This window comes from Mesobacillus subterraneus (assembly GCF_023715485.1).
Classification (GTDB): domain Bacteria; phylum Bacillota; class Bacilli; order Bacillales; family Cytobacillaceae; genus Mesobacillus; species Mesobacillus subterraneus_B.
This window is the reverse complement of the sequence record NZ_JAMBOF010000013.1, coordinates 93,880-115,136: the sequence shown is the minus strand read 5'-3', so window position 1 is coordinate 115,136 and position 21,257 is coordinate 93,880. Positions and strand designations below refer to the sequence as shown.

Genomic DNA, 21,257 nt, shown 5'->3' with positions numbered 1-21,257 from the left:
AAATTGGACATGGATAAAGTACTCCTCTCAAAAGGTTATTGTGGTGATAACTCAGAGAGTACTTTGTCCTTTTTTCTTTGTCTAGAAAAAGGCCTTACACATACATTTATAAACCATCATAAAAAATTAAATATCGCTATAAAAATGAAAAAATCGCTATTAAATCGTGATTTTCGCTATAAAATTGATATTTTCGCTATAAAGATTTTTAACAAGTAATATTGAATGGATTTAGCATTGAATTTCGGCTTATCTAATAGTTGATTCCGTGATATTGCCTATGAAAATGGACAAAAAGTATAAATCGTTGACCAAAAATATAGTTAGAACGTCAAATTGGAGTGACATTTCACAATTCAGATGTTTTAATAAGTAATTATCTGAAAGAAGATACAATAGACTTTTCCAAGAAAGGATGGCTTCAATGTCCACTTTTGAACTTAGCAGAAAAACAGAAAAGTTCTTAACTACATATAAGCTATTTGAAAATGATGAAATACAACAAATGCAGTTGAAGCACCGATTGGATTTAGTTGACGCATTTGGGATTGAAAAAGGAATGAGTGTAATGGAAATCGGCTGTGGTCAGGGAGACACAACGGCAGCAATAGCAGACGCAGTAGGGGAGGACGGAAAAGTAATCGCCATTGATATTGCCAGCCGGGATTACGGGGCACCGTTAACATTAGGACAGGCAACAGACCGTATCAAAAGGTCAGCATTGGGTGAACGTATTACCTTCCATTTTGAAAAGGACTTTGATTCTTTTGATTCGAACCAAGTGTTTGATGTCGCAGTGTTATCTCATAGTTCCTGGTATTTTAAGAGATCTGAAGATTTATTCTCCTATTTTAAGAAATTGCGTGGAATGACGAAATGCATTTGCCTAGCGGAATGGAATCTTGACTTTACTCATAAATCTCAACGCGCACATTTTTTTGCCGCTTCTCTTCACGCCTTGTACTCAAACTTTGTAAATAATGACGGGAATATACAAAACTTGTTTTATAAAGCACAAATTAAAGAATTGCTTGAAAAGGCAGGTTTTCAAATCGAAAATCAAGATACGATCGATGCCACGTATTTACAGGACGCACAGTGGGAAAAGAGTTATGTAAATTCCATTCGCCAAGAATTCGCTATCGTTCCAGAGAAGGTGCAAACATTGGTGAACAGCTATTATGAACTGATGAATTTGTCTGATGAAGAGGAGCAGTCATTGAACAGTTTTATTTTATGTGCTAAATAATAGTCGATCATGGAGAGGGTACTTGTTCCAATAATAATGAAAATCATATTATCTGAAACAAGAGTACCTTGATGCATTTTCAATTGGTTTGAGGGAGCCTTCCAGAGGGAGGCTCTTCTTTTTTGAAACCAATTTCTGGGTGGTTCGTATATGGTATATCGATTATTCAGGGAGGTACGTCATGACTGAAAAGAATTTCGTATGTAAAGAATGCGGGCATACAGAAAGCAAGGTTGGGAAGATTGGGAACTCCGGCTATGATAAGGTAAAGCCGCCTGGCTTCAATGCGTTTAAAATGGGGACTTCACTGCTGATCACCTGCTGCGCGAACTGTGGGGAAGTATCATCAATGAGAATTGAAAACCCAAATGCGTTGTAAATATAAGCTTGAAAATCGAGAATTATTTCTCGGGAAAGCGCAGGATTTGACTTTATTTTTACTATTTGTCAAAAGATGAGATTTCTTAGCGAATGAAAGAATCGTGTGTTTAGAGAGTATAGTTGATTGGAGAAATTGGATCGCCAATTTTATTGGAGGTAAAAAATATAATCGGCTATTTTTCATTATGATCCTAAACAAAGGAGCCGTATGATATCCCTTTTGATTAAAATCTGCACTTTATGTCGAGCGAAAAATGCCCTTATTTCTAGACAGATTGGAAGATTTTTGTTTAAGATTTTGATATAGACAGAAATTTCTAAATGAATGGGAGTGGGGCATTTGGTTACCTTTAAGAAACCGGATATAGAAAATTTTTATCGCACCTTTAATATTCAAGCTTTTACAGTAAGTCCTGATGAAAGTCAATTGGTTTTCAGCACGAATTTGACAGGGAAATACAATCTCTGGGCGATGGATTTGCCTAACCAGTATCCATATCCGCTTACCTTTATTGATCAGAGCTGCCAGGCTTTAACTTATTCACATGATGGTCGTTTTCTGGTAGTTGGTTTTGATCAAGATGGGGATGAAAACACGCAGCTATATGCACTTTCTCCTGCAGGCGGCGAGCTAGTTGCGCTTCGTACCGAAGAAGGCCACCGACATATGCTTCCATTTTTATCAAAGGATGATAAAAGGCTTTATTATACTTCAACTAAGGGCAATGAAACCTATCTTAATATTTATCGTTACAATCTGGAAAAGGACGAGGAGAGTGTAGTCGTTGAGGGGGATGGGGCAGCCTGCTTCCTGGTCGCTGTTGATGAAAACGAGACTAATTTCGTTTATATTAAGCAATATGCGAATACATACTCGCCAGGGTTCGTTTTCCAGAATGGGCAGTCTTACTCGCTGACTCCAGAAACAGAAGAGCAATTCACGGTGGGCGATGGAGTTTTCGTAGAGAACGAGTACTTCTTTCTGACAACTTACGGAGAGGATTTCGCTTACCTTGCCAAGTTCAATCTTGATTCTCATGAGTTTGGCAAAGTCCTTTCGATTGAAAAAGAAGAGTTTGGCGCTATTCGATACGATAAGAGTACGAAGAGCCTTTACCTTTTAACAGCAAAGGGTGTAAATGATTACTTATATCATTATGATCTGGCTGATGGAACTCATAAAAAGATCGAACTGCCAGCATCAATCGTTCAAGGTGGGACGGTTGCCGATAGCGGGAATTTATATATTTTAGCGGGATCAGCTACGAAGCCTTTTAACATTTTCGTGAAGGAAGCGGGAAATGACGCATGGAAACAGTTGACGAACCTGGCTGTCCCTGGTGTAAAGGAAGAACACTTAGTAAAACCGGAAGTGCTGACTTATCCGTCCTATGATGGGTTGATGATGGAAGCATTATTCTTCAAGGCAAAGGAAGATGTCAACAACGGCCATGTCATCCTCTGGCCGCATGGCGGGCCGCAGGCTGCAGAGCGAAATAACTTCCGTGCAATGTTCCAGTTCCTTGTGAACAGGGGATACAGCATTTTTGCGCCAAATTTCCGAGGATCCACTGGTTATGGGCTGGAGTTCATGAAGATGGTCGAAGGCAACTGGGGTGAAGGTCCTCGTCTTGATAATATTGCCGGACTGGAGTACCTTTACGAGAATGGCTTGGCTGACAGGAAGAGAACCTTATTGATGGGTGGAAGCTATGGCGGATATATGGCGCTATTGTTGCATGGACGCCATCCGGAATACTTCAAGGCTGTCGTTGATATATTTGGACCATCGAATCTTTTCTCCTTTATTGAATCCGTGCCGGAGCATTGGAAACCAGTCATGAACCAATGGGTTGGCGATCCAGTGAAGGATTTCGATAAATTGACTGAGTTCTCGCCGATTACTTATTTGGAAAATATGACAAAGCCCATGCTGATCATCCAGGGTGCGAAGGATCCGCGCGTCGTGAAGCAAGAATCTGACCAAATCTTCAAGGCCCTGCAGGAAAAAGGACGTGATGTGAAATATCTTGTGCTTGAAGATGAAGGCCATGGATTCTCAAAGAAAGAGAACGAGATTCTCGTTAACCGTACGATCCTTGAATTCTTTGATCAATTCGTCGAGGCGAAGGTTTTAGCAGAATAAATGGGAAAGCTGGACGATCATGTTCGTTCAGCTTTTTTGTTGTGAAAACCGTTAAGAAAACTTTGGCAATCATTTTTATGAGTAACAGTTAGTTTGATAGGGAAAATAGAATCTGTTATCAACAAAGGAGGCTATATTAATGGCAAAAGTTCTGGCAGTATTATCAAGTGGATATAAAGATGAAGAAAATAATTATGAGACAGGCTGGTGGGGAGAGGAATTGTTCGCACCTATGCAGATCCTTGAACAGGCGGGCCATCAGGTTGATTTGGCTTCGCCACTAGGAGGCAAGCCGGAAATCGATAAAATTAGTATTAGTGAAGAATATGACCCAAAAGGGACTTATAAAGAGCTTTATGAATCAGGAAAAGCGGATGAAACTCAAAAGCTTTCCGATGTGAATCCTGGAGATTATGATGTTGTCCTGATTGTTGGCGGTCATGGTGCAATGTATGATTTGGCTAAGAATGAGGACTTGCATCGAATCATGAATGCTATTTCAGACCGAGGCGGGATTGTCGCAGCGGAATGTCATGGTCCGGCCCCACTCGTATATGCCAAGCGACCGAACGGCGAAAGCTTTAGTGCTGGAAAAACAGTAACAGGATACCCTGATGCGATGGAACCAGAGGGCTTATTGGACATCCTTCCGTTCAGCCTGGAGCAGGAACTTAGCAAAATTGCCAACTATGAAAGGGGAGACCTTGAAAAAACAGGACATGCTGTATGGGCTGACGAACAGCTAGTAACAAGCCGTGACCCGTTTTCTTCCGAATTGATGGGAGAAGAGTTGGTTAAAGCGCTGGAAAAGAGGAATAAATAAGGATTTTTTTAAAGCACCCGATTGGGTGCTTTTTTTAATTTAACGGAGGATATTCTTTTATATAAGAACTTAATGATTAGTTACTATTTTAAAAGTTCAGCAGAATTATATGTCTATATCAAAAACATCCTGCTGTAACAAGGGTGAAAAGAATTATGATTAAAATGGTCAACCCGATTCCTGTGTAGATACTCCTAGTTTTTTTACTACTTGGATTCGCTATCCTCAACTGGCATAAAATGAGTCTTAAATACGGAATGCTTATTTCCTAGTTTATTTATGACAATGTAGGTGGTTTCCAGTTCTCTCTCGACCTGGTATTCGTCTCCCACGTTAAATTCCAAATCATAACTTTCATTATTTGTGCAAATGACTTTTTTCATGATAATCCCCCTAACAATGTTACTCTTTATATATTATTCGCCTGAAGGGTAAGTTTTATGTCCTCATCTAAATGCGGATGCGAAGCGTGGAGTATTATTGTTAATTTCTGTAACTAATGAAACAAGTTTCCGTCTAATTCATCAAAAGACATAAGGAGAAGGCTATGAAGAAATTTTCATTTTTCATTCTTGTATTAGGATTAGTGGCTTGCTCGGACGAGGTGGTGGAGTTAAGTGAAAGTTCCCCCAGGGTGATAGCAGTAGAAGCAAAGGCACCATTTGAAGAGAAACAAACGGAACAGAAGGATATAAGGGAAAAGGTGTGGGAGCAATTAAGTAAAACAGACCAGGATCGCATAAACGGAACATGGTCTGATGGGGCAATTATGAAAAGGGTACTTAATGAAGGTATGGGCATTGTCAAAGACAGCAGTTATTTTGGCAGAGAAATATACATAATTGATTTCCCAATAAAAAGTACGACAAGCCTTAATAATATGCTTATTTTTGCGGATTTGCACAACCAAAAAATTATCGGATATGGATACTTAGACTAACTAAAGAAAACACCTTTTCAGGTGCTTTCATTCTATAATCTCTTCCTTATAAAGAGCTGGATTGGCTGCAGTGTTCAAGCTTTGAGTCGATGCCCAAAGGTTTCCCAGGAATCTCGGCATCATCTGCTGTGAAGGCAGGGTGCCGTATCTTGAGAAATAGATGAACAGCTTCAAATAAGTCCGGGCGTTTCCTGGCAAATGTATTTCTTTTGCGTAAAATTCATTCTCTGTCACTGTTGCGAATGAACGGGTTTCAAAACCAGAAATAAATCTGGTTTTCTCACCTTTGTACTCGTTTTCGATAAAATGGATTTTTTTGATGATGGTTGGGTCGTCGTTCCCATCGTAATTTGCCAGCCGCGCTTGTTCGAAGGCAGGAATTGAATCCATTTCGTGTACTAGAGAAAGGATATGGCCATAGGCTTTATCATGGCCTTCATATAAAGGAGAAATGTTCAGCTTTTCCAGTAAATCAACAAGCTCCAGCTTCTCGCCTTTTAAATATGGCGGCCGGAAAATCTGTCTCGACAGCTTTACCTCATCAAGCGTATCGCATTCAAAAGACGTGAAGAAGTACCACTGGCCATTGTCATCCAAACTGATGTCGTAGGAATTCCCGTCCTTTTCCAATAGATAATCTTTAAAACGATTTTCTTTATCAAAAGTAAAATCCCTCGCAGTCTCTTTTCCAGGAATAAAGCCGAAAGGAGACTCAATAGGAACTACAGTCTCTGAGTAATATCGTTTATTCATCCAAAAACACACCTCTTCAACATTAAATTCATACCCACAGATTACCCAGTCTCTATATAATTCACACCTGCATAGAGAAAATAGGATATTGCTGTTGAGAAAAACATGGTAATATTTTACTAGATGGATAGAGGAGAGTAATTTATTCTCGAGGGTTGTGACAACCATGAGAGCAATATAGTTTGCTTACAATTGAGGTGGAAGCACCGGAATAAGGGGGGGCGTAATTGAGCAAGAACATCTTATTTTTTATATTCTCATACTTAATACTGTCTTTATATTTTTATCTAATTCCTTTGGTATACCTGATGAATGATATCTTGCGGTTTTTTCATTTGGTGTTGTTTTTTCCTATCGCTTTTTTATTGGCGCGGAAAAAAGGCGGGTTGAAGAGTTATGGATTGGTATACTTCACCGGCTGGAAACGGAATTTGTTCATCGGCTTCGCAATAGGTTTTATTTCGTTTTCATTTCTATATTTATTCCGGTTTATACTAGGCAGCTATGAGTTTATTGGACTAAGGCCAGTATGGGGAAGTATTATGACACTTATTGTAGTATTCGTTGGTTTTGGATTGGGTTCGTTGATCAATGATATCATTGTCAGAGGGCTAGTATTCAACTTTTTCAAGGATCGTGTACCATTGGTGAAATTGATGGTGATCGCAATATTACTTTATGCCCTGGACGACATTTGGTTAGAAGGATTCAGCATAAACAACACCATTTTCTCCATTGTGCTAGGTTTGAGTTTGACATATGCTTTTTATACTACTAACTCTATATGGGCCAATACAGGGATTCATGTTGGACTGAATGTGGTGTATGGTTTGTTTTACGGGGTATCTGGAAAAGTTGGTGACGGCGTTTTTTTATTTGATGTGAATGAAAAGGCAAATGGGTTTTTCTCGTCGTATCTTTCAATTATTATCGCTTGTATCATGTTCCTGATGGTTTATCGATTTCTTCCGGTCTTAACCAGTGTATCTTCGGAAACAGACAATAGAGCAGGATTCCTTAATAAAAATGCATAGGACACCTCGCTTATGTCAGTAACATGAAGAGGAATATCCCTTTGTTGTGATTGAAGAAAAGCATTCAATGTGGATGCTTTTCTTTTGCGTTCATTCATAGGAATAGGAGTTTCGTGTGATGTGTTATCATAAATAATGACAGTTTTTGTACACATGGAGGTCTATTTTGGGTTCTATATTCCTTTTCATAACGATCATATTAGTAGCATCAATCCTGCAAACAAGCACTGGTTTCGGATTTTCGATTATGGCCACACCTTTTTTGCTGATGCTATTTCTGCCGCATGAGGCGATTCAAATTAACATCATTTTATCCTTGGTTATTTCGATCTCATTAATATGGAAAATCAAGTGCGATATTGATACCATACTGCTTAAACGGTTAACTTTAGGAAGTATGGCTGGTGTCCCTCTTGGGATTTCCGTGTTTTTATCGATTGACATTACCGCTTTTAAATTAGCAGTCAGCATCCTTCTTTTACTTTTGACATTGTTATTGATCTTGAATTTCACAGTAAAAGCAACGCCAGTCCGTGATTATATAGTTGGCGGGTTATCAGGTCTATTAACGACAAGTATCGGCATGCCTGGACCTCCATTATTGCTTTATTTTACCGGCAGCGGCACCGGGAAAGCGAAGTTAAGGGCAACCACTTTGGCCTTTTACCTGTTTATCTATTTCATCAGCTTATTAACTCAAGTGATTTTTGTTGGTACGAATAAAACAATCTGGAGTTCGAGTCTATATGCCATCCCGATTGTATTTATTGGTTTATTGGCAGGTCAAATCATATTCAAATGGATTCCGCAGCGAATCTTCAGGGTTTTAAGCTATTTCCTTTTGAGTGGTACAGGGATTTATCTGTTGTTTGAAAGTTTGGTTTAGTGAAGATTAAACTTTTAAATTGGATAGATATGGTTTACTTTTTTTGCAGGGCAAATTGATTTTTCAGTCTTGCCCTTTTTTATGGTTAAATCAACAGGAATTCATGTTAAAGGTCAAGCTTTATAAAATAGCGTATGTATATATGAAAAATGAAGGTGATGCGCTAGAGGTTTTTCAGGAAACGATATGCAAAGCGCTTGTATAGGAAACCTAAAGGAATAGCGGTACTTTTCGGCGGGGATTATGCGAATACTGATACACGACGGTTGATTTATTAGAAAGAAAGAAAAGGGTCATTCCCATGGACCGGGATGTTTTGGAGAGTAAAACAACACCTTATTTAGATAGTGAAAGGCACCCGTAATTGCTAGAGACGGTGATGGTAGCAACAATCAATACTGAAACAGCCTACTATTAAAAACGACAGATTTATTTTATAATATGTAAAAAGGAGGTGAGAAAAATGTCGGAAGAAAGATTAGATCGAATGGAAGGGATGATATCCCAACTGATCACGATGGTCGGAAATATTCAAAAGAGTATGAACGATTTCCAAAAAAGCATGAATGAAATGCAAAACGTACAAAAGGAACACGGGCAGAAGTTTGAATCCATTGAAGAAAGTTTCGACAGGATGGAAACAAGAATGGAAAAGATGGAAACAAGAATGGAAAAGACGGAAATAAAGAATGAAGTTAGACATAATGAAGTGATTAATCAAATTAAAAGAATAGAAAAAGACCAGGACTTCATTTGGGAAAAGGCAGCCAGGAACGAAAGAGAACTTGAGATTATCAAAAGATCGTCTGAATCTTAATTTTCCATGTTGCTGCCAAGCTCACCGGCATCCAGCAAGCTTGGCTAGTTTTTCGTTTACCAGCGAGCGGCTATTTCCCTTCTGACCGATCCCCGCTTACCTTCTCAAGCAACTCGATGATCCTCTTGTTTTGTTCTACTTGGACCTCGGAATTTTTATTTATCCGAAAGACCCAAATTAATAAAACAATAAATGAAATCGGCGCAGCTAAACCGATGAATAAAGACATTAACCCCATTGCAGACGGTGCGAACATAAACCTTCCTCCTCCTTACATTGATTTTACCATTCATATCCAATTAAAAGTTCGATGTTAACAAAACCTTCATAATTCTTATAGATTAGAGACTCGAATTTTAAAAAAGCATCTTTTATTTTTTCCCCTTCATGGACTTCACAAATGATATAATTATCATAATAATTAAATAAATCACCAAAATTAATAGAAAAGGTGATAGGATGCAGCATCTTCGTTTTCTATGGGAGCCATTTTTGTCATATGGCCAGCTGTTTGAAGTCGAGAAGAATAAGGTTGTGTATCATCAGGGGGAAGCTGGGCGTGGAATCTATTATTTGAAGAGCGGGGAAATAAAGATTACGCTGTTGTCGGATCACGGGGATGAGCGGATCATTAATATTGTGCCGCCCGGGATGTTGTTCGGTGAGCATGGTGTCCATGGGGAGCCTTACTTGACTAGCGGGACGACGAATTGTCCATCTGCCATCTATTATTTTTCTGATGAGGCGATTGCTGCAATATGCAAGGACCATCCGCATGCTGCTGGAATCTATACGGACTCGCTCATCTATAAATTCCGGACACTTGCCGAGATCATCACGCACCTGGACAGCCCGGTTGAGCAGCAAATGGCCTTCTACCTGCTGAAGCTTGTTCAGGAAAACGGGAATGCCTCGATGAACCAGACTGCTTTTTCGAAGTATATCGGCACTTCCCGGATCACAGTGAACAAGATTATTCAGAAATGGAAGCAGAGAGGGTACATAGAGCTTCATAAGCGTGAAATTGTCATTAAGGATTTTGATAAAATAAGGGCGCTTGCCCATCATCCTCACGAGGACTAACCAACCAGGTTTCTTAGGAAATCTGGTTTTTTTATGAAGTATTTTCGTTTGTCGATCTCGATGATCCCGGCATCCTGCCATTCTTTCAGCACCTTGTAAACCGTGATTCTGGTTAGGCCGGTGCAGCAGGCGAGGTCGTGCTGGGAAAGCGGAATCTCGTAACTTTTGAATTCATCACAGATGTTGTGGAGTAAAACCGCGAGCTTCTGCTCGGATGTAAGCGCATTCAAATTAATCCGGTCTAAAAGGATCTTCATTTTATGGATGACGCTTTTTGAAAAGAGTTTGAAGAGTTCTGGGTGGGCGATCATCAGTTTACGGAATTCGTCTGCTGAAAAGTGATAGACGACTGAATCTTTAACTGCGATTGCGGTGGTGAAGTGAGTTTTTTGGTCCAATGATTGAACACCTAACAGCTGATTTGGTATGACGATGTTCAGCATGTTTTCCTTGCCGGTGGCTGTTTCTGTCACGATACGCACAAGTCCTTTGTGCAAATAATAAAAGCCTTCCCCACAGTTACCCTGCTGGTAAATGTATTCCTTCTTTCTAAAAAATTGCCGCGTGCCGTATTTCAAATAATCCTCCCAATGAAATACTTCCTCATATACCGTAACCATACCATGACCTCCCCAAAAGTGAAGTTGATATCTAACATAATCATAGGGGAAACAAGATTAATTTTCTATAATTAGTTAGATAATTTAGACTTTTAAGAAAACTATTTCTGGAAAAATGTTAAATAGGCTACAGTTACATCGAAAATTTAGTATTACAATTCATTATGAATTTTCAATTAAATTTTTCAGGAGGGTGTATATGGGAATTAGGACTGGAGCTCAATATATCGAAGCGGTTAAAGCACGTAAACCTGAGGTTTGGCTGTCTGGGAAAAAAGTCGAGAATTTATTTGAGGAGCCGGTGTTCAAGCAGCCAATTCTTGAAATCGCGAAGCTGTATGATATGCAGCATGATCCAGAATTCCAGGAAAAAATCACTCATGTCTGTGAGGAGACAGGCGAGCGCGTAAACAATGCGTTCCTTGTTCCTAAGAGCTATGAGGATCTGGTGAAGCGCCGCAATGTGTTCGAAGCTTATGCAAGGGCCACTTTTGGTTTGATGGGAAGAACTCCAGATTTCTTGAACGTTGTCGTGACATCCATGTACTACAATTCTTGGTTCTTCGAAAAATACAACAAAAACTGGGCTGAGAATGTCCGCAATTATTATAAATATCTTCGTGACAATGATATCTTCTTGACGCATGCGATCATCAACCCGCAGAATGACCGCAGCAAAACCTCACATGAGCAAAAGGATACATACACACACCTTGGCGCGGTGAAGGAAACTCCAGACGGATTGGTTGTAAGGGGAGCGAAAATGCTGGCGACCCTAGCGCCTGTGACCGATGAAGTCATCATCTACTCATTCCCTGGTTTTGCGCCTGGTGATGAGAAGTATGCACTTGCTTTCGCGATTCCAATTGACACTCCAGGATTGCGGATCATCTGCCGAGAGCCGATGCAGGATGGAACACGTTCATTCTTCGATCATCCACTTGCTTCTCGTTTTGAAGAAATGGATGCACTGCTTGTGTTTGATGATGTTGTCGTCCCTTGGGACCGTGTTTTCTTGTACAACAACGTCGAGGCAGCCAACAAGCTTTATCCAATGACTGGAGCAGGACAGCAGCCGGCACATCAATCGGGTGTCAGAGGTCTTGTGAAATTGGAGTTCGCAACACATGTAGCGATGAAAGTCGCTGATACGATCGGCGTAGACGGCTACTTGAATGTCCAGGACCAGCTTGGCGAGCTGGCACAATCGCTTGAATCCATCCGGGCATTGCTGAAGGTTGCTGAATATGAACATACGATGACTGAGCATGGTGAAGCAATGCCAGCTTATGTCCCACTTGAAACAATCCGTGGATTGCTGCCAAAAATGTATCCGCGTGCGATCGAAGTCATTCAAATCGTCGGAGCAGGCGGCTTGCTGATGTCACCAACAGGAGCGGACTTTGAGAGTGCCGAATTGAGAGACTCCATCGATAACTATTATGTCGGCCGTGAAGGCGTGTCATCACTGGAGCGCGTAAGCATTTTCAAGCTTGCATGGGATTTGTGCGGCGAGGCATTCGGACAACGCTTGCTGCAATATGAGCGGTATTATACTGGCGACCCGATCCGCAAGAGAGGGATTTTCTATAACAACTATAAACGGCAAACTCCGCTTACCATGGTGGACGAAGCGTTAAAGGGCGCACAGATGGACAATAAGGAAGCGCTTACAAACTAGATTGTGATTTTAGGAGGAGAAGGATGGATGGAAGCACATATTTATTCTTCATTGGAACTGCCACAATCCATTGTCGCGATTGGTGCATTTGACGGAGTCCATCGCGGACATCAAGCCGTAATCCGGCAGGCCGTGCAAAAAGGCAGGAAACTGAAGCTTCCAGGTGTGGTGTACACATTCGATCCTCCGCCCCGTGTGTTTTTTCAAGGAGCAAGGATGCTGACCAGCGTGAACGAGAAGCTTGCAAAAATCGAGAAGCTTGATGCCCGGCATGCAGTGGTTGCCAGATTTGATGATGTTTATGCGAAAAAGAGTGCGTTTGAATTCATCGACAGTCTTGCTAAGCTGAATCCGGTTGAAATCATGGTTGGCGGTGATTTCCGTTTTGGAAAGGACCGGCTGGGGGACATTGACCTTCTTAGTAAATATTTCAAAGTACGAGTCACGAAGCCAGTCTGCTGTTCCAAAGGAAGCGTGATTTCTTCGACGAGAATCCGCCAGCTGATTTCGGAAGGTGAAATTCATCTTTCGAAAGCTCTGCTTGGCTGGCCGGCAGGGAAGCAGGAGTAGTCATTAGGCAAAAAAATAGTTTACAAGAATAGGAGGGACCAAGATGAAGCTGCTTGGGATTTCAGGCACAATCATCGGTGCGAAGACGGGGATTGTCGTCCGTAAAGTGCTGGATGATGTCAAAAAGAAGTACCCGGACATCGAGGTGGAAATGCTCGATATGATGGATTACGATGTCCAATTTTGCGATGGTCGCCCAACTGAGAAATATTCAGATGATACAAGAGCTGTTATTGAAAAGGTTTCATCTGCCGATTTTTACGTGATTGGAACACCGATTTTTCAGGGATCGATTCCTGGAGTATTGAAAAATCTGTTTGATTTAATCCATCCTGATGCATTCAGGAGCAAGGTGATGGGGTTTGTCGCCAATGGCGGGACATACCAGCATTTCCTGGTCATCGAAAACCAGCTGAAGCCGATTGCCGGCTACTTCCGGGCGTTTGTAGCACCTAGTTATGTGTACGCGAATTATGACCATTTCAACTCTGAAAATGAAATCGTTGATGAGGATCTTTTACAGCGAATTTCACTATTAGCAGATGAAGTCGTCCATATGCAAAAGTCGTTAAAAGGCAGCCATGCCCAAATTGTCGAGTGAGTTTTAGAGAAACGTAGTGATTATTGCAAATGAGAAGAGGCAATCGTAGTTTTTTGACTGGTTTTTTCATGAATGGAACCAGGGTTGTGGCCTGCTTTCAATAAATAGACTCTATGTGCAGAGTTAAAGATTTATTTTACAAGAATCGAAGGGAGACGAGGAAAAATGAAAAGCCAATTTGTTCCGATCAATCTGCTGAAATTTATTGAGGAAAACAGAGACCAGCTTAAGCCGCCGGTAAACAACAAGGTGATCTGGAAGGATGCCGAGCTGATGGTCATGCTGTTGGGCGGGCCAAACAAGAGACGCGATTTCCACGTTGATCCGTCTGAAGAAATTTTCTATCAGATCCAGGGAAGCTGCTATGTTGAGGTCATCAATGCGGAAGGAAAGCGTGAGGTCGTGGAAGTGAAGGAAGGCGAAATGTTCCATCTTCCAGCGAACGTACCGCATTCCCCGCACCGCGTGGCGAACACGATTGGACTTGTGATCGAGCGCAACCGCGCAGAGGGCGAGCTTGAGGACTTCGTCTGGTTCTGTGATGAGTGCGACCACGAGATGCACCGCGCGACCATTCAGCTGACGAATATCGAATTGCAGGTGAAGGAAGCAATCGCAAGCTTTAACGGCAACGAAGAGCTTCGCAAGTGCAAAAATTGCGGTCATATGATGCCGCCAGAAGCGAGTGAATGGAAATGCGAGTAGACTTCCATACACATATCATTCCGGAAAATTTCAGTGAACTGACGAAGCGTTTCGGCGGGGAAAAATGGCCGACGCTTGAGCGGACCTGTGCATGCGGAGCCAACATCATGGTTGCTGGCAAGGTATTCCGTGAAGTGACCGACCAGGTGTGGAGTGCCGAGAAGCGGATCAAGGATATGGAGCGCGAAGGCGTTGATATGCAGGTTCTTTCGCCGATTCCTGTGACGTTCTCTTACTGGGCTCCTGCTGAGGAGGCGGAAATTCTGGCGCGCGTCCAAAATGATTATATTGCTGAAACTGTCAGCCAGTATCCGACTAAATTCATCGGTTTGGGTGCAGTGCCGTTACAGAATGTGGATGTGGCAATCCGCGAAATGGATCGCTGCAAGCATGAACTGGGCTTGGCCGGGATCGAGATTGGCACGAATGTGAATGGTGTTAATCTCGATGATCCTCGTTTCATCGAATTCTTTGAGATGGCGGAGAAGTGGGAAGTACCATTGTTCATCCATCCATGGGAGACGCTTGGCAAGGAGCGGATGCCGCGCCACAACCTCATGTACACAGTGGGAATGCCAAGTGAAACCGCTCTGGCAGGAGCTAGCTTGATCCTTGGCGGCATCATGGATAAGTTCCCAAAGCTGAAAATTTGTTTGGCGCATGGCGGAGGCGCGCTGCCTTACCTTCTGCCTCGCCTTGACCAGGGCTGGAAGGTTTGGCCGCATCTTCGTTTGCTGGATAAGCCGCCAAGTCATTACGCGAAGCAGTTTTACTATGATTCGCTCGTGAATGAGCCGGTGAACCTGAATTATCTTCTCCAGAATTTTGGCCATGAGCGTATTATCATGGGTTCTGATTATCCGTTCCTGCTGAGGGAAGTTCCGCCTGGAAAGGTGATTGACGATACTCTTGGACTGTCTAAGGAACAAACGGAAGCGATGCTCGGTAAAAATGCGCTCAGATTCTTAAATATTCCTGTTAAGGTGGGGAGTTGATTTTATGGAAAAGTTACAGGTAACACCGGAAGAACGCCTGAAAGAATTAGGCCTGAGCCTGCCGGCTCCCCGTCCTGCGGCAGGGAATTACGTCAGCTGCGTAAAGACTGGCAATCTGATTTTCACTTCCGGGCAGGGAACGAATGAATACCGCGGCCGGCTTGGCGAGGATGTCTCGATCGAGATTGGCTATGATGCGGCGAGACAGTGCATGCTGAATTTGTTGACTGTCCTGAAGGAGGAGCTCGGCGAATTAAGTAAAGTGAAACGAGTAGTGAAGGTGCTGGGCTTCGTGAATAGCACGCCTGATTTTACTGACCAGCCTAAGGTGATGAATGGTGCTTCTGACTTGCTTGTGCAAGTGTTCGGCGAGCGCGGGAAGCATGGCCGTTCAGCCGTTGGCATGGCGCAGCTCCCTTTGAACAATGCGGTCGAGGTCGAAATGATCGTCGAAGTAGAGGATGAGGAGGCTGGATTATCATGAATCTGACTCAACCTCAGGCAATAAAAGACGCCAAGCTGTTTATTAATGGTGAATATCGTGATGCGATTTCTGGCGAAACGTTCGATACGATCGATCCTTCGACGAATAAGAAGCTAGCATCCGTTTCGAAGGCTGGCGTCGAGGACGCGAAGCACGCGATTGATGTCGCGCAGAAGACCTTTGAAAGTGGTGTCTGGAGTGAGATGCCAGTTGCCGAGAGGTCAAAGATTCTCTGCAGGATGTCTGACCTGGTGATGGAAAAGGTCGATGAGCTAGCGCTTGTTGAGTCGCTTGATGTTGGGAAGCCGATCAAGGAGAGCCGTGGATTTGATATACCGCGAGCTGCTGCGAATTTGCGCTTTTTTGCCGAGATGGCGAACTACATCAACCATGAGCATTATGACCAGGCTCGATATATGTCTTATTCCAAATACGCTCCGGCTGGTGTGACAAGCTTGATCATTCCGTGGAACTTGCCTTTCATGCAGATGACCTGGAAAGCTTCGGCTGCGATGGCTGCGGGCAATACGGTTGTAGTGAAACCGGCTTCCTATACTACATTGAGCGCTGTGATGCTTGGTGAAATCGCAAATGAAGCCGGACTGCCACCTGGTGTGCTGAATATCATTACGGGCCCTGGAGGCTCGGTCGGTACAGAAATGACGCGTAATCCTTCTGTACGGAGGATTTCATTTGTCGGCGACAGCACAACTGGCCGCACAGTGATGCAGAACGCCGCGTCCCAGCTGATCCCTGTTTCTTTGGAGCTTGGCGGCAAATCTGCGAATATCGTTTTCGAGGATGCAGATCTGGATGAGGCGATTGCTGGATCGATCGAAGCGGTTTTCAGGAACCAGGGCGAGATCTGCCTGGCTGGGTCCAGGCTGCTTTTGCAGGAAAGCATTTATGACGTGTTCATGGAGAAGTTTGTGGAAGCGGCCCGTGCGATCAAGGTCGGCAACCCGCTTGATGAGAATACCGACATGGGCGCTCTCGTATCAAAGGGTCACCTGGAGACGGTTGATGAGTATGTCCAGATTGGCCTGGCAGAAGGCGCGAAGCTTGCAACCGGCGGCAAGCGTGTAGTGGGGCTTGGAGAAGGCAATTTCTATGAACCTACTGTTTTATATGATGTCGATAATAAAATGCGTGTAGCCCAAGAAGAGATTTTCGGGCCGGTACTGGTTGTGATTCCTTTTAAAACCGAAGAAGATGCAATACGGATTGCGAATGATTCTATGTACGGACTGGCTGGTGTCGTCTGGACGAATGACTTGCGCCGAGCACACCGTGTTGCGGCAAAAGTGAATTCCGGCTTGTTCTGGATCAACTGCTGGTATTACCGCGACCTGCGCACACCGTTTGGCGGCTCAAAAGCGAGCGGCATCGGACGCGAAGGAGGCAGGCACAGCTTCGAATTTTATACCGAAGCGAAGACGATTACGATGAAGCTTTAAAAATATGTCTTTTTTAGATTCCAACCAGTGATACATTTACTGAAACCGGAAATAAAAGTTGTCCAACCGGAGATATATTTGCTCCTACCATCTAAAAAAGCTGTCCAACCGTCGATAAATTGCTTCAACAGGATATTAAGTCTGATTAAGCAAAAATATATAAGCCGGTACTAGGAAAAAGCAGTTAAATGGGGAATAAAAGCAGTTCCACGGGGATTATATCAGTCCTAACGGGGATTATATCAATCCTAACGGGGATTATATCTTGTTCCAAGGGGAATATTTTTGCTCCAAACAGTGAAATGGCTGTCCAACTGGAATTAAAAGTTCTCCATCTGGCATTAAATCCAGGACAACTGGTATCTCAACTTGTAATATCGCGATTTTAATAGCGAGTTCACCTGCTTAATTGCAGATTTTAATAGAAAAGGAGGGTGATTTCATGAGCGCAACAATTGAAAATATTGCTGAAACGTTGCTTGAAGCGGAAAAAAGCAAGAATGCGGTACCTCCGCTGACTGCACAATACGAAAACCTTAATGTAACGGATGCCTACAATGTCCAGCTGGAAGTTTTAAAAAGAAAGCTAGAACAAGGTCGTACGGTTATCGGCAAAAAGGTCGGCCTTACAAGCGTGGCAATGCAAAAGATGCTAGGTGTCGATGAGCCTGATTACGGCCATTTGCTTGATGATATGAAAGTGCCGAACGGCGGTAAAGTGAAGATGTCCAACTTTCTGAGCCCGAAAATCGAAGCGGAAATTGGCTTCGTGCTTGGGGAGGACCTCAAGGGGCCTAATGTCACTTTCCTTGAAGTTCTGATGGCAACAAAATATGTTGTGCCAACTTTGGAAATTATCGACAGCCGGATTGCGGATTGGAAGATCGGACTAGTCGACACCGTTGCTGATAATGGCAGTTCTGCCATGGTCGTGGTCGGAGAGCAAATGACTGAGATAGATGGAATTGACCTGCGAAGTGTAGGAATGACTTTTTTCAAAAACAATGAAATGGTAGCTACTGGTTCGGGTGCAGCGGCTCTTGGACATCCAGCACATGCGATTGCGTGGCTGGCAAATAAGCTTCATGAGTTCGGAATTTCGCTTAAGGCTGGTGAATTGATTTTACCAGGAGCGCTCTCTGCGGCTGTCACCGTCCAAGAAGGCGATACGATTACGGCGCAGTTCGGTCCTGTGGGATCCGTATCCGTCACTTTTGAGTAGGAGGTGTAAAAGTTGGCAAAAATCAAAGCAGCGATCATTGGTTCCGGCAATATCGGTACCGATTTAATGTATAAGCTTGAACGGAGCGAAGTCATCGAGCTTACGGCGATGATCGGGATCGATCCGGAGTCGGATGGCTTGAAGCGTGCGAAGGAACGTGGCTATCTTGCCTTTGATAATGGAATCCAGGCATTGATGGACAATCCTGATATCGCAGACATCGTGTTCGATGCGACATCGGCGAAGACTCATGTAAGGCATGCAAAGGTACTCGCTGAAATGGGTAAGCTTGCGATTGATTTGACTCCTGCGGCAAGGGGACCATTCGTTTCTCCGGCTGTAAAAACAGATACTTATCTGGATGAGAAGAATTTGAATATGATTACGTGCGGCGGGCAAGCGACGATTCCGATTGTCCATGCGATCAACTCGGCAGCGGATGTCAGCTATGCGGAAATTGTCGCGACGATTTCTTCCAAGAGTGCTGGTCCGGGAACGCGTGCAAATATTGATGAGTTCACGCTCACGACTCGCCGTGGGATTGAGGAAGTGGGCGGGGCCGATCAAGGGAAGGCTCTGATTATCCTGAATCCGGCTGAGCCGCCGATTTTGATGCGCGACACGATATATTGTGAAGTGAAAAATATGGACGAAGCTTCGATCACAAAATCGATTGAGCAGATGGTCGAAACAGTAAAACAATATGTCCCAGGCTACCGCCTGAAGCAGGAGCCGTTGTTTGATGGAAACAAAGTGACTGTCTTCATCGAAGTCGAGGGTGCGGGGGACTACTTCCCGATTTACGCGGGGAATCTTGACATCATGACCGCAGCGGCAACTCGGGTAGCAGAGGATTTTGCCGTCCATATGCTTGAAAAACAGAGCGTCGAATCGAAAGGCTAGGTGAATGGGTTGAAGCGCAAAAGTGATAAGCCGATCAAAATTACGGAAGTCTGCCTGCGTGACGGCAGCCATGTCATGCTGCATCAATATACAGAAGAGCAGGTCCGCCGTGTCGCCAGGGAGCTTGATGACGCAGGAATGCATTATATCGAAGTGAGCCATGGGGATGGATTGGGCGGCTCGACGCTTCAGTATGGAAAATCGTTGGTGGATGAGATGAAATTAATTGAAGCGGCGGTTGATGAGTGTCAAAACTCTAAGGTTGCGGTGCTGCTTATCCCCGGAATCGGAACGGTACATGAACTGAAGCAGGCGCATGAATTAGGTGCAAGTCTTGTCCGGGTGGCGACGCATGTAACGGAAGCGGATGTTTCCGCACAGCATATCAGCATGGCGCGAGAACTTGGAATGGAGACTCTAGGCTTCCTGATGATGGCGCATATGGCACCGCCGGAAAAATTGGTGGAGCAGGCGAAGCTGATGGAGAGTTACGGGGCACAGGCTGTCTATGTGACCGATTCTGCCGGAGCGCTTTTACCACATGAAGTAAAAGAAAGAATCGCCGCTTTACGAGACTCAATTTCTATTGAAGTTGGATTCCATGCTCATAACAATCTCTCACTAGCAGTTGCGAACTCTTTGGCTGCGATTGAAGAGGGAGCGACGAGAATCGATGGCAGTATCCGCTGTCTCGGTGCCGGTGCCGGGAATGCACAGACGGAGGTGCTTTTATCCGTATTAAACCGGATGGGCGTCGACTTGGGAATTGATATTTATAAAATGATGGATCTGGCTGAACATACAGTCGGCCCGATGATTCCTAGGCCGCAGGAGATTAATAGAGGCAGCCTTGTGTTAGGCTATGCTGGCGTCTATTCCAGTTTCCTGCTGCATGCAGAGCGCGCCGGCCAAAGATTTGGAATCGATTCAAGAGATATTTTAATAGAGCTGGGCAAGAAGAAGGTGGTTGGCGGCCAGGAGGATATGATCCTTGACGTCGCTGCTGAACTGGCAAAAGCACGGAAGCTGGAGGTGTAGGGAATGACGATTACAAAAGGTGTTGATCTTGAAATCGTAGAATACTTGTATTCTGCCGAAAAAGAGCGTCGTGAGGTCGTAAAAGTAACGGACCGTTATCCGGAGTTAAGCTTTGCTGATGCTTATTCGATCCAAGAAAAATTAATAGAGAGACGAGAGAAGGACGGTGCTCGGAAAATCGGGTTGAAGCTGGGATTGACGAGCAAGGCGAAGCAGCAGATGATGGGAGTCCATGAAGCAATTTACGGATACCTGACTGATGACATGCTCGCTTTAGAGTGGGAACCGCTTGATTTTACGGATTTCATCCACCCAAAAGCAGAGCCGGAGATTGCTTTTTTTATCCAAGAAGATTTACAGGGAACGGACGTAACCGCTAAGGATGTACTAGGGGTCACGAAGTTCGTAGCGCCTGCCATCGAAATCATTGATAGCCGCTACCTGAACTTTAAGTTTACGCTGGCAGATGTCATCGCTGATAATTGCTCCTCCTCGAAATTCCTGATCGGCAGCAAGTGGATGTCACCAAAGGAGCTGGAGTTAGGGCAGCTAGGCATGGTGATGTCGAAAAACGGACAGGTTGTCCAAACCGGTTCAAGTGCTGCAGTACTTGGGCACCCGGCAACATCTGTAGCCTGGGCGGTTAACAAGCTAGGAGAGGTTGGCAAAGGGATTAAAAAGGGAGACGTCATCTTGAGCGGTGCGGTTTCTGAGGCCATTTCCTTCGAGCCGAACGATAACGTCCTTGTCCAATTCGCCGAGCTTGGCAGTGTGTCTTTTACATGCAAATCCAGCACTTAGTTTTCATGACTAAGTGTCTTCTTTTGAGTGTTGGAATATTCAAAATATAAAGATAAAATTACATTCTA

General features: G+C 43.7%; 25 protein-coding genes. 21 read left to right on the top strand and 4 right to left on the bottom strand.

The genetic code is table 11. From position 1 onward, the window contains the following. From M3204_RS17880 to M3204_RS17860, 5 genes are all read left to right on the top strand, one after another. Window positions 1-219: hypothetical protein (locus M3204_RS17880; protein ID WP_251485135.1), on the top strand; the 219-nt coding region annotated here is incomplete at its 5' end. Window positions 220-424: 205 nt separating this feature from the next. Beyond that, window positions 425-1,249 carry an SAM-dependent methyltransferase gene (locus tag M3204_RS17875; protein WP_251485131.1) on the top strand — a complete coding sequence of 275 codons (825 nt, stop codon included), beginning with the start codon at window positions 425-427 and terminating at the stop codon, window positions 1,247-1,249. Between the two features lie 181 nt (window positions 1,250-1,430). Then, entirely contained in the window at window positions 1,431-1,628 is a 198-nt protein-coding gene (locus M3204_RS17870) for a hypothetical protein (protein WP_251485114.1), read from the top strand. A 342-nt stretch (window positions 1,629-1,970) separates the two neighbouring features. Further along, window positions 1,971-3,776 carry a S9 family peptidase gene (locus M3204_RS17865; protein ID WP_251485111.1) on the top strand — a complete coding sequence of 602 codons (1,806 nt, stop codon included), beginning with the start codon at window positions 1,971-1,973 and terminating at the stop codon, window positions 3,774-3,776. A gap of 139 nt (window positions 3,777-3,915) precedes the next feature. Continuing rightward, window positions 3,916-4,599, top strand: a complete 684-nt coding sequence (locus M3204_RS17860; protein WP_251485109.1) for a type 1 glutamine amidotransferase domain-containing protein — start codon at window positions 3,916-3,918, stop codon at window positions 4,597-4,599. A gap of 206 nt (window positions 4,600-4,805) precedes the next feature. Here M3204_RS17860 and M3204_RS17855 read toward each other — a convergent pair whose 3' ends face one another. Next, on the bottom strand, window positions 4,806-4,982 hold the full coding sequence (locus M3204_RS17855) for a DUF7244 family protein (protein WP_251485107.1): 177 nt from the start codon (window positions 4,980-4,982) through the stop codon (window positions 4,806-4,808). 164 nt (window positions 4,983-5,146) lie between these two features. Between M3204_RS17855 and M3204_RS17850 the strand changes: the two genes are divergently transcribed. Further along, the gene (locus tag M3204_RS17850) at window positions 5,147-5,539 is read left to right on the top strand and encodes a hypothetical protein (protein WP_251485105.1); all 393 of its coding nucleotides are present in this window, start codon (window positions 5,147-5,149) and stop codon (window positions 5,537-5,539) included. Window positions 5,540-5,566: 27 nt separating this feature from the next. Here M3204_RS17850 and M3204_RS17845 read toward each other — a convergent pair whose 3' ends face one another. Further along, complete coding sequence (locus M3204_RS17845) at window positions 5,567-6,292, bottom strand: hypothetical protein (protein WP_251485103.1); 726 nt, start codon at window positions 6,290-6,292, stop codon at window positions 5,567-5,569. A 542-nt stretch (window positions 6,293-6,834) separates the two neighbouring features. Here M3204_RS17845 and M3204_RS17840 point away from each other — a divergent pair. From M3204_RS17840 to M3204_RS17830, 3 genes are all read left to right on the top strand, one after another. Further along, window positions 6,835-7,326 (top strand): CPBP family intramembrane glutamic endopeptidase, encoded by a 492-nt coding sequence (locus M3204_RS17840; RefSeq protein ID WP_251485101.1) that lies wholly within the window; start codon window positions 6,835-6,837, stop codon window positions 7,324-7,326. A gap of 166 nt (window positions 7,327-7,492) precedes the next feature. Continuing rightward, entirely contained in the window at window positions 7,493-8,212 is a 720-nt protein-coding gene (locus tag M3204_RS17835) for a sulfite exporter TauE/SafE family protein (protein ID WP_251485099.1), read from the top strand. 463 nt (window positions 8,213-8,675) lie between these two features. Continuing rightward, entirely contained in the window at window positions 8,676-9,029 is a 354-nt protein-coding gene (locus tag M3204_RS17830) for a hypothetical protein (protein WP_251485097.1), read from the top strand. Window positions 9,030-9,099: 70 nt separating this feature from the next. Here M3204_RS17830 and M3204_RS17825 read toward each other — a convergent pair whose 3' ends face one another. Continuing rightward, window positions 9,100-9,285 carry a hypothetical protein gene (locus M3204_RS17825; protein ID WP_251485162.1) on the bottom strand — a complete coding sequence of 62 codons (186 nt, stop codon included), beginning with the start codon at window positions 9,283-9,285 and terminating at the stop codon, window positions 9,100-9,102. Between the two features lie 203 nt (window positions 9,286-9,488). Here M3204_RS17825 and M3204_RS17820 point away from each other — a divergent pair, with 203 nt between their 5' ends. After that, the gene (locus M3204_RS17820) at window positions 9,489-10,112 is read left to right on the top strand and encodes a Crp/Fnr family transcriptional regulator (RefSeq protein WP_251485095.1); all 624 of its coding nucleotides are present in this window, start codon (window positions 9,489-9,491) and stop codon (window positions 10,110-10,112) included. On the opposite strand, the gene M3204_RS17815 is transcribed toward M3204_RS17820, so the two are convergent. Next, window positions 10,109-10,732, bottom strand: a complete 624-nt coding sequence (locus M3204_RS17815) for a Crp/Fnr family transcriptional regulator (protein WP_251485093.1) — start codon at window positions 10,730-10,732, stop codon at window positions 10,109-10,111. The two genes, M3204_RS17820 and M3204_RS17815, sit on opposite strands and share 4 nt — an antisense overlap. A 199-nt stretch (window positions 10,733-10,931) precedes the next feature. Here M3204_RS17815 and M3204_RS17810 point away from each other — a divergent pair, with 199 nt between their 5' ends. The 11 genes from M3204_RS17810 (at window position 10,932) to M3204_RS17760 (ending at window position 21,189) form a co-directional block, all read left to right on the top strand. Further along, on the top strand, window positions 10,932-12,413 hold the full coding sequence (locus M3204_RS17810; protein ID WP_251485091.1) for a 4-hydroxyphenylacetate 3-hydroxylase family protein: 1,482 nt from the start codon (window positions 10,932-10,934) through the stop codon (window positions 12,411-12,413). Window positions 12,414-12,440: 27 nt separating this feature from the next. Next, entirely contained in the window at window positions 12,441-12,983 is a 543-nt protein-coding gene (locus tag M3204_RS17805) for an FAD synthetase (protein ID WP_251485089.1), read from the top strand. A 43-nt stretch (window positions 12,984-13,026) separates the two neighbouring features. Further along, window positions 13,027-13,584 (top strand): NADPH-dependent FMN reductase, encoded by a 558-nt coding sequence (locus M3204_RS17800; RefSeq protein ID WP_251485087.1) that lies wholly within the window; start codon window positions 13,027-13,029, stop codon window positions 13,582-13,584. A 165-nt stretch (window positions 13,585-13,749) separates the two neighbouring features. Beyond that, a complete protein-coding gene (locus tag M3204_RS17795) occupies window positions 13,750-14,289 on the top strand; it encodes a 3-hydroxyanthranilate 3,4-dioxygenase (RefSeq protein WP_251485085.1) in 540 nt (179 codons plus the stop codon). Then, window positions 14,274-15,284 (top strand): amidohydrolase family protein, encoded by a 1,011-nt coding sequence (locus M3204_RS17790; protein ID WP_251485078.1) that lies wholly within the window; start codon window positions 14,274-14,276, stop codon window positions 15,282-15,284. Before M3204_RS17795 ends, M3204_RS17790 begins: the two co-directional genes overlap by 16 nt. 4 nt (window positions 15,285-15,288) lie before the next feature. Then, complete coding sequence (locus tag M3204_RS17785) at window positions 15,289-15,768, top strand: RidA family protein (protein WP_251485076.1); 480 nt, start codon at window positions 15,289-15,291, stop codon at window positions 15,766-15,768. Beyond that, complete coding sequence (locus M3204_RS17780; protein WP_251485074.1) at window positions 15,765-17,225, top strand: aldehyde dehydrogenase; 1,461 nt, start codon at window positions 15,765-15,767, stop codon at window positions 17,223-17,225. Before M3204_RS17785 ends, M3204_RS17780 begins: the two co-directional genes overlap by 4 nt. Window positions 17,226-17,667: 442 nt before the next feature. Continuing rightward, window positions 17,668-18,447 (top strand): 2-keto-4-pentenoate hydratase, encoded by a 780-nt coding sequence (locus M3204_RS17775; RefSeq protein WP_251485072.1) that lies wholly within the window; start codon window positions 17,668-17,670, stop codon window positions 18,445-18,447. A gap of 12 nt (window positions 18,448-18,459) precedes the next feature. Next, complete coding sequence (locus M3204_RS17770; protein WP_251485070.1) at window positions 18,460-19,350, top strand: acetaldehyde dehydrogenase (acetylating); 891 nt, start codon at window positions 18,460-18,462, stop codon at window positions 19,348-19,350. Window positions 19,351-19,359: 9 nt separating this feature from the next. Then, complete coding sequence (gene dmpG, locus M3204_RS17765; RefSeq protein WP_251485067.1) at window positions 19,360-20,388, top strand: 4-hydroxy-2-oxovalerate aldolase; 1,029 nt, start codon at window positions 19,360-19,362, stop codon at window positions 20,386-20,388. A gap of 3 nt (window positions 20,389-20,391) precedes the next feature. Further along, window positions 20,392-21,189 (top strand): 2-keto-4-pentenoate hydratase, encoded by a 798-nt coding sequence (locus tag M3204_RS17760; RefSeq protein ID WP_251485059.1) that lies wholly within the window; start codon window positions 20,392-20,394, stop codon window positions 21,187-21,189. Window positions 21,190-21,257: the final 68 nt, after the last annotated feature.